The sequence below is a fragment of the Oerskovia gallyi genome (assembly GCF_014836745.1).
In the GTDB taxonomy this organism is placed as follows: Bacteria; Actinomycetota; Actinomycetes; order Actinomycetales; family Cellulomonadaceae; genus Oerskovia; species Oerskovia paurometabola.
On record NZ_JACSQE010000008.1, the window covers coordinates 158453 to 166727 of the forward strand.

An 8275-nucleotide genomic window follows, 5' to 3' on the forward strand; every position below is an offset into this window, starting at 1 on the left:
GGAATCCTACCGGTTGCGGGACGGGTGCAGGTGTGCGATGGGCAGACGGCCGAGCGTCAGCCGAGCCGCCCGATGGTCTCGACGACCACCGCGCTCGGACGGGCGTCGTCGGTACGGTCACTCGTCCGGTAGTCGTCCACGTGAGCGAGGAAGTGCGCGAGCCGACCGGTCTCCATCCCGGTCAGGACCACGTTCTGGCCGAGCCCCTGGTGCCGCTCCGTCTTGACGCGGTGCACGGCGCACGGGATCCCGAGGTGCGCGCACTCCTCCTGCATGCCTCCGCTGTCGGTGACGACGAAGTCCGCCCCCGAGAGCACGGGCAGGAAGTCGACGTAGCGGAGCTTGTCCCGCAGCACGAAGCGGTCGTCGAACACGGCCAGCAGCCCGTACTCGCGGAGCCGCTCCTTCTCGGACTCGCCCGCGAAGTACACGATCGGCACGCGCGCCGAGTGCTCCTTGAGGACCGCGAGGGCGGCGGCGTAGGCCTCCTGGTCCCGGACGAGCTCGAAGCGGTGGAGCGTGGCGACCGCGTAGCCGTCGGGAAGCTCCGACCTGAGGTCACCGCTGCTCTTGGCGAGCGCCTGCCGCACCGAGTCGATCACGGTGTTGCCCCCCGTCACCACGACACCCTTGCGCCCCGCGAGGTTCTTCGCCTCGACGTCGCTCGGCGCGAAGTGGAGGTGAGCGAGCCGCGCCGTGACCTTGCGGTTGATCTCCTCCGGGAACGGGTGCATCAGGTGCCCGCTGCGCAGACCGGCCTCGACGTGACCGACCTTCGCGCCGAGCGAGCGTCCGATCATCGCGCCGATGAGCGTCGTGAAGGTGTCGCCGTGGACGAGCACGATCGCCGTCGTGCCGTCCGCGCGCAGGCGAGCACGCAGCTCCTTGCGCCGAGAGGTGACGGTCCGCAAGATGCGGAACATCCACCCGGGGACCTGCGAGGTCTTGGCGAGGTTCTGCGCACCCTGCTCCGGCACGAGCCACACCGTGGGGGCGGGGAGGTCGAGGTCGGCGAGGACTCCCGGGAGCTCCTTGACGTGCTGCCCGGTGTACCAGATCTCCGACGTTCGCCCGCGGCTCGCGAGCTCGTGATGGACAGGGGCGATCTTGATGAGCTCGGCCGTGGTGCCGACGATGAAGGCGATCAAGGTTGCTGCTTCCTCCGTGGTTTGCGGGCAAGCCTACAGGCAGATCTGGACCGCTATCCTGGGGCCGTGCTCACCTCACTCCCCGACGCCGCACCCCCGACGAGCGTCACCCTGACGGCCCTCAGCGTGGTCATCCCCGTGTACAACGAGGAGACCTGGATCCGCCGGTCGGTCACGGCCGTCCTCGAGGCGGGCGAGAGCGCAGGCCTCGAGCTGGAGGTCGTCGTGGTCGACGACGGCAGCAGCGACGGCACGCCCGCCGTGGTCGACGACCTCGCGGCGTCCCCTCGGGTCAGGGTCGTCCACCAGGCCAACGCCGGCAGGATGGCGGCTCGCGTCGCCGGGGTCCGCGCGGCGACGAACCCCTGGGTACTGCTCCTCGACGCGCGCGTCGTCGTGACGCCGCAGGCGTTCGGGTGGCTGGTCGCGAACCTCCCGCAGCATCCCTCCGCGCGGGTCTGGTGCGGGCACGTGGACGTCGCGGCCAAGGGCAGCCCGACCGCCGCCTTCTGGTCCGGGCTGACCAAGATCGGCTGGCGCAGGTACACGAAGAATCCCCGCCTGGTCTCGTTCGGGGCCGAGGACTTCGACCAGTACCCGAAGGGCACGACCGCACTGTTCCTCGAGCGCGACTACTTCCTCGAGCTGGCCGCAGGGTTCGACTCGCTCTTCGACACGCAGGCGCTCGCGAGCGACGACACGAGGCTGCTGCGCAGGGCCGCCACCGAGCGTCGGATCTGGCTCTCCCCGCAGTTCGCGTTCACCTACCACGGCAAGGCCGGGGCGAAGGGCTTCCGTCGACAGGCGTACTTCCGGGGCACGACGTTCGTCGACAGCTACCTGGGCCAGTCGGCCCTGCTGGGTGGCGCCCTCGTCGGGGCGAGCGTCGTGGGGGTGGGCCTCGCCGTGCTGGCCGTGCTCGAGCCCAAGGTGGGGCTTCCTGCCCTGGGCGCCGCATGGCTGCTCGTGCCGATGGCGGTCGGCGTGGCCGGTGGCAACAGACGCGAGGTCGGCGCGGCCGCCGCGCTCACTCCGGCCTTCGTCGTCCTGTTCGGCGCAGGGGTCCTCCGGGGCTACTTCCTGGCCGCACGCTCGGCGGTCCGTGGAAGAACGCGCACCTCGTGAGCGAGCGTCGCGCAGGTTCGCGGGTGCTCGGGGTAGGGCTGGCGATCGCCGTCTCGAGCGTCGTCGGCTACCTGCTGCTCGCACTGATCGGTCGCGCCCTCTCCCCCGAGGACTTCGGGCTCTTCGTCTCCTACTGGGGAGTGCTCTTCGGTCTGGCGAGCTCGCTCTCCACGATCGAGCAGGAGGCCGCCAAGCAGTCCGCCGAGGGCGCGACCGCCGGGCGCGCCCCGATCCACAGGGTCGCGATCTCCGCCGCGGTCATCGCGACCGCGGCGGCAGCGCTCACGCTCCTGCCCCCGGTCGCCGAGCGCCTCTACGGCGAGGCCGACAGCCGGCTCGGGGTGCTCGTGGTGCTCGCCACGCTCGGGTTCGCCGTCCAGTTCATGGTCCGTGGTCTGCTGATGGGCAACGACCGCATCCCGGCCTACAGCGGGATCGTGATCGCCGAGGCAGCGGTTCGGCTCCTCGTGCTCCTCGCGGTGTGGGTCACGGTCGGCGTCACGCTCGGCACCGCCGCCGCCGCGGTCGCGGTCGGTTCGTACGCCTGGATCGGTTGGATCCGCCAGGCCCGTCGTGTCGACCGCCGCGAGGCGGGTCCCGCCGCGACGTCGACGGGTTGGCGCGCACCGTTCGCCCGGGCCGGCTCGCTCATGCTCGCCGCCGCGCTCATGGCCTGCATGATCACGGGCTACCCGACGATGGTGACCGCGTTCTCCGGGGGCACGCTGGGAGTGGAGGGCGGGATCGTCTTCGCGGCCCTCACGGTGTCCCGCGTACCCCTCCTGTTCGTCGCGCCGCTCCAGGCCCTCGCCGTCCCCACGATCGTGGCGTGGCGGCAGGACCCGACGAAGACGACCCACGACTCGCGCCGGCTTCTCGTCCTCGGGGCGCTCGGTGTTCTCGGGATCGCCCTGGTGGGGTCCGTCGCGGCATGGTTCGTCGGCCCGTGGGGGGTGCAGCTCGCCTACGGCGCGAACTACGTCGTGGCACCGGAGGCCGTGGCCGGGCTCGTCTTCTCCGCCTGCGTCCTGGGCCTGCTGCAGCTCATGTCGGCAGCACTGGTCGCGTTCGGGAGCTATCGCTGGATGATCGTGGTGTGGGGCGTGTCCGTCGCGACGACCGCGGTGTGGCTGCTCCTGAGCCCGCTGGACATCGTCGCCTCGACAGTCGTGGGAGCCGTCCTGGGCCCCGTCGCGGGCAGCGTCCTCGCGCTCACCACGCTCTGGAGGCTCACCGGCGTCGACGCGACGGTCGCAGGCCGGGTCGCCTGAACCGCGGGAGACCACCTCGCGCGTTGCGGTGCGGCAGTCGTCCGCCCGCGCGTCGAAGCACGTCCGCCGTCACGGACGGGACCAGCGGACGAACTAGTCTGTCCGGGTGAACGAACAGGCGCCACGCATCAACGTCTCGATGACCGTCGAGCAGCTCTGGCAGGACGTCCCGGGCGGGTCCGGCACGTACATCAAGGAGCTCGCGGCGCAGCTCGTGGGGCGTGCCGACGTGGCACCGACGGGCATCCGTGCCCGAGGCGCCGCCGGAGACACGAAGGGCCTGCCCCCTACCCTCCCGGTCCTCGCCTCGCGGCTGCCCCGCCCCGCTCTGTACGAGGCATGGTCCAGGCTCAGAAGGCCCTCGGTCCCGTCGGACGGCCCCGTCGACGTCGTGCACGCGACGACGTGGGCGATCCCTCCACGCTCGGCGCCGCTCGTCGTGACGGTCCACGACCTCGCCTTCGAGCGTAGCCCGCAGCACTTCACGCCTCGGGGGGTGCGCTTCTTCGAGCGGGCTCTCGAGATCACGCGCGACGAGGCGGACGTCGTCGTGGTGCCCTCGCGCGCCACGATGCTGGACTGCGTCGAGGCCGGCATCGAGAAGGACAGGATCCACGTCGTGCCCCACGGGACGTCCGCGGCCGACGTGACCGACGCAGCGGTGGCCGACTTCAGGGCGCGGCACGGGCTCGCACGCGACTTCGTCCTGTGGTGCGGGACCCTGGAACCCCGCAAGAACGTCGGGCGCCTGCTGGCGGCCTTCGAGCGCAGCGTCGACGACCACGACCTCGACCTGGTGCTGATCGGACCGAACGGTTGGGGAAGCACGTCGTCAGAGGTCCGCACCGCTCTCACGAACCTGCCCTCGGGCCGGGTCCACGTGCTGGGTCACGTGACGTGGGACGACCTGCAGGTCGCCTACTCCGCGGCCCGCGTGTTCTGCTTCCCGTCCCTCTGGGAGGGGTTCGGCATGCCCGTGCTCGAGGCCCAGGCCCACGGGACGCCGGTCGTCACGTCAGCCGGGACATCGATGGCCGAGGTGGTCGGCGACGGAGCGCTCCTCGTCGACCCGCTCGACGCCGACGCGATCGCCCACGCCCTCACCCTGGCAGCCGGTCCGCAGCACGACGAGCTCGCCTCCGCCGCGCTCCGCAACGCCGAGGCGTACACCTGGCGGAGAGCGGCAGACCTCACCGTCCAGGCCTACCGTGACGCCCTGGGGGTGACCGCATGACGCCCTCGCCGCTGATCCGGGCCGTGGTCGTCAACTGGAACGGTGCCCATCTGCTCGACGACTGCCTGCGTTCGCTGCTGGAGCAGGACCTCGCGCCCGGTGAGCTCGAGGTCGTCGTCGTCGACAACGCCTCCACCGACGGGTCGGTAGCCCTCCTCGAGGAGCGCTACCCGGACGTCCGCGTCGTCGTGAACTCCACCAACCGCGGCTTCGCCGGTGGGGTCGACTCGGGCCTGCTCGACGTCACGGCACGCTACGTCGCTCTGCTGAACAACGACGCCACCTTCGCCCCGGACGCCCTGCGCCGCATGATCGAGGACCTCGACGGCCCGGGCAACGAGGACGTCGGGGCGGTGACGGCGCACATGGTGCTCGTCGACCCGGACCCGGCGGGCCGGGTGCTCGTGAACTCGACGGGCAACGTCCTGACCCGGACGGGCAGCGCCGGGGACCGTGACTGGCTGGCGGTCGACGGCACGGTCACCCCTGATCGTGACGTCTTCGGGTTCTGCGGCGGTGCGGCTCTCCTGCGCACGGCCACGCTCGCGGACGTCGGCGGCTTCGACGACCGCCTGTTCCTCTACTACGAGGACACCGACCTGTCGTGGCGCATGCGTGCCCGCGGCTGGCGAGTCGTGTACGAGCCGCGTGCCGTCGCCCACCACCAGCACTCCGCGAGCTCGGGGTCCTCGAGCCCACTGTTCCGCTACTACAACACCCGCAACTCCCTCGTGGTCTTCTCCCGGCACGCCCCGGCGGCTGTCGTGGTCACCTCGTTCGTGCGCCAGGTCGCCGGAGCCGTGCGGCACTCCGCCCTCCGCACCGAGCCGGCCGACCTGGTCCGAGCGCGCTGGAGGGCTCTCCGCGACGCCCTCAGGCTGCTGCCCGGGGCGCTCGACGAGCGTCGTCGTACGTGGCGGGGGGCGCGAGCCCGTCGAGCGGACGTGTTCGCCCTCGGCACCCGACGCTGAACCCTGCCGACAGTCCCTCGGGGGTCGACAGCGAGCCACTCCTCGCGAGGTAGGCTCGCGTTCCCCCGTCTCATCGCACACCGTGGAGCACGAGTGCACATCGCGATCGTCGTCACCGCCGGGCAGGCTGCGGCCGCCCGCGCCACCGTCCGGTCTCTCCAGGCGGTCGAGCCGTCGGCCACACCGATCGTCCTGGACGTCGGCGGGACGTACACCGTCACCGGTGGCGAAGAGGTCCTCCGCCCCGCCGCCCTCGACGTCGACGCCGGCCCCCTCCACCGGTCCGCGATCCTGCTCGACGACGAGCAGCTCGTCCGTCTCCTCCAGGTGCACCTGGCGGCCCGCTCGCTCAGGGACGGGGCGAGCGTGCTGCTCACCTCGCCCGGCGTCGTGTTCACGTCGTCACCGAGGCGAGTCGTCGACGCCGCGCGCGCGACCGGGGCCTGCTTCGTCCCCCGCACCTCCAGCCCCCTGACGGACGGACGGCTTCCGGACCTCGAGGCGCTCTCCGTGCAGGGAGTGCTCTCGACGGACCTCGTCGGTCTGGCGCCGGCGGGCGTCGAGCACCTCACGAGGTGGCTCGCCGTGGCGCACGACTGGACCGTCGGACCGAGCTGGCTCGACCTCGTGGCCGGACTCGTACCGCACTCGCTGCTCCAGGACGACGCTGTGCTCGTCTCCCGGTGGAGCACCGGAGCGTCGGCGCTCCTGCGTACCGAGGGCTCTCGCGGGATGACGCTCGACGGCGACGAGGTCGTCGCGGTCGACCTCTCGGCCATGGATCCCGCCCGCCCGTGGATCTTCGACACCCGCGACGACCGGCGCTCACGCACCCTTCTGAGCGAGCATCCCGCCCTCGCGGCCCTCGTCGCTCATGAGGCCGCCGAGCGCGCCTCGGAGGCCGGGTCGGCCTCCTCCGACCCCCTCGAGGCCTGGCAGGAGACGTCCACCGGTGTCCCCGTCCATGCCGAGCTGCGTGCCCTCTACCGCGACCACGCCGACGACCCCGTCGCACCACCCGACCCGTTCGCCCCTTCGGACGCCGCATCACTGACGGCCTGGTTGCTCGAACCGGTCCCCACCGGGCACACCGCACCCGTCGCCCGCTACCTGGCCTCGGTCTACGAGCACCGCAGCGACCTGCGCGACGCGTTCCCCCTGGTCCCCGGTCAGCACACCCGCGCATTCCTCGACTGGGCCGAGGCCCACGGCACGCACGAGGAACGCTACGACCCCGACCTCCTGCGCGACGCGGTCGCCGCCTCGCGACGAGCAGCCACGGGGGCAGGACCGGTCGTGGCCGACTCCCCGCGGCGCGGGGTCAACGTGGTGGGCTATCTGAGCGGCGAGCTGGGGGTCGGCGAGTCCGCCCGGCTCATGACGGGCGCACTGGCCGCGGCCGACGTCCCGTACATCACGGTCCCGGTCGTCAACCGGCTCCAGAGCCGCACCAGCGCGACCTACCAGGCCTCGACCTCCGCTCATGCGCTGAGCACGACCCTGCTGTGCGTGAACGCGGACCAGACACCGGAGATCGTGGCCGCGCTAGGGGACCTCGCCGCGAAGACCTACCGGATCGGCATGTGGTACTGGGAGGTCGAGGACTTCCCCCCGTCGCAGCACGCAGGGTTCGACGCGGTCGACGAGGTCTGGGTCGCGACGGACTTCGTCCGCGAAGCGATCGAGCCTCACTCCCCGGTCCCTGTCCTCACCGTCCCGCCGCCTCTCCCGCAACGCAGCGACCGCGCCCTCGAGGCACCCGTCGGCCTGGGGCTTCCCGAGGGCCGCCCCGTGTTCCTCTTCGCGTTCGACTATCTCAGCACCGCCGAGCGCAAGAATCCCTGGGGCGTGGTCGCGGCGTTCCGGGCGGCGTTCGCGCCCGACGAAGGACCGATCCTGGTGATCAAGTCGATCAACGGCGACCGACGCGAGGCGGAGGCCGAGCGTCTGAGGCTGCTGGTGGCCGACGAGCCGGACGTCTTCCTCGTCGAGCGGTATCTCAGCGGCGACGAGCGCGACGCTCTCGTCGCCTCGTGCACCTGCTACGTGTCGCTGCACCGCGCCGAGGGCCTGGGACTGACACTTGCCGAGGCCATGGCGTGGGGCAAACCCGTCATCGCCACGGCCTACTCCGGGAACATGCAGTTCATGACGGACGACAACTCCTTCCTGGTCCCGTGGACCCCTGTGCCGATCCCTCCGGGCAACGAGCCCTACCCGGCCGGCAGCACCTGGGCGGACCCGGACCTGGCGGTCGCGGCGCGATGGATGAGGACCGTCGTCGACTCACCCGAGCAGGCAGCCGCGAAGGGCAGGGCGGCCGCACGCGACATCCGGACGCGGCACTCCCCCGCGGCCGCGGGCCGCCTGATCGCCGAACGGCTCGCACAGGTCGCAGCGGTCGATGCCTCCCGAGCGCAGGCCGCGCAGGCAGGCAAGGTCTGGCGCCAGGTCAAGCGTCGTCTGCCCGTGATCGGGCGAGGCTGACTCCTCCGGACGGGACCGGTCGTGGCCGCCTCCCCCCGG

6 protein-coding genes are annotated in these 8275 nt (G+C 71.9%); 5 read left to right on the plus strand and 1 reads right to left on the minus strand.

The genetic code is table 11. The features are described from left to right. Window positions 1-56 precede the first annotated feature (56 nt). Window positions 57-1148 carry a UDP-N-acetylglucosamine 2-epimerase gene (locus H9640_RS11640; RefSeq protein ID WP_191790859.1) on the minus strand — a complete coding sequence of 364 codons (1092 nt, stop codon included), beginning with the start codon at window positions 1146-1148 and terminating at the stop codon, window positions 57-59. Window positions 1149-1214: 66 nt separating this feature from the next. On the opposite strand from H9640_RS11640, the gene H9640_RS11645 reads away from it, so the two are divergent. From H9640_RS11645 to H9640_RS19645, 5 genes are all read left to right on the plus strand, one after another. Next, complete coding sequence (locus tag H9640_RS11645) at window positions 1215-2273, plus strand: glycosyltransferase family 2 protein (protein ID WP_318243755.1); 1059 nt, start codon at window positions 1215-1217, stop codon at window positions 2271-2273. Next, on the plus strand, window positions 2270-3544 hold the full coding sequence (locus tag H9640_RS11650; protein ID WP_191790861.1) for a lipopolysaccharide biosynthesis protein: 1275 nt from the start codon (window positions 2270-2272) through the stop codon (window positions 3542-3544). Before H9640_RS11645 ends, H9640_RS11650 begins: the two co-directional genes overlap by 4 nt. A 106-nt stretch (window positions 3545-3650) precedes the next feature. Then, window positions 3651-4778: a glycosyltransferase family 4 protein gene (locus tag H9640_RS11655; protein WP_318243756.1), complete on the plus strand. Its 1128-nt coding sequence runs from the start codon at window positions 3651-3653 to the stop codon at window positions 4776-4778. Continuing rightward, window positions 4775-5749: a glycosyltransferase family 2 protein gene (locus tag H9640_RS11660; protein ID WP_191790862.1), complete on the plus strand. Its 975-nt coding sequence runs from the start codon at window positions 4775-4777 to the stop codon at window positions 5747-5749. Before H9640_RS11655 ends, H9640_RS11660 begins: the two co-directional genes overlap by 4 nt. Window positions 5750-5842: 93 nt before the next feature. Further along, on the plus strand, window positions 5843-8236 hold the full coding sequence (locus H9640_RS19645) for a glycosyltransferase (protein WP_191790863.1): 2394 nt from the start codon (window positions 5843-5845) through the stop codon (window positions 8234-8236). The last annotated feature ends 39 nt before the right edge of the window (window positions 8237-8275 follow it).

What these genes read in the sequence shown, in the direction of transcription:
- H9640_RS11660 (WP_191790862.1), top strand. Translation starts at nt 4,775, where the DNA reads ATGACGCCCTCGCCGCTGATCCGGGCCGTGGTCGTCAACTGGAACGGT.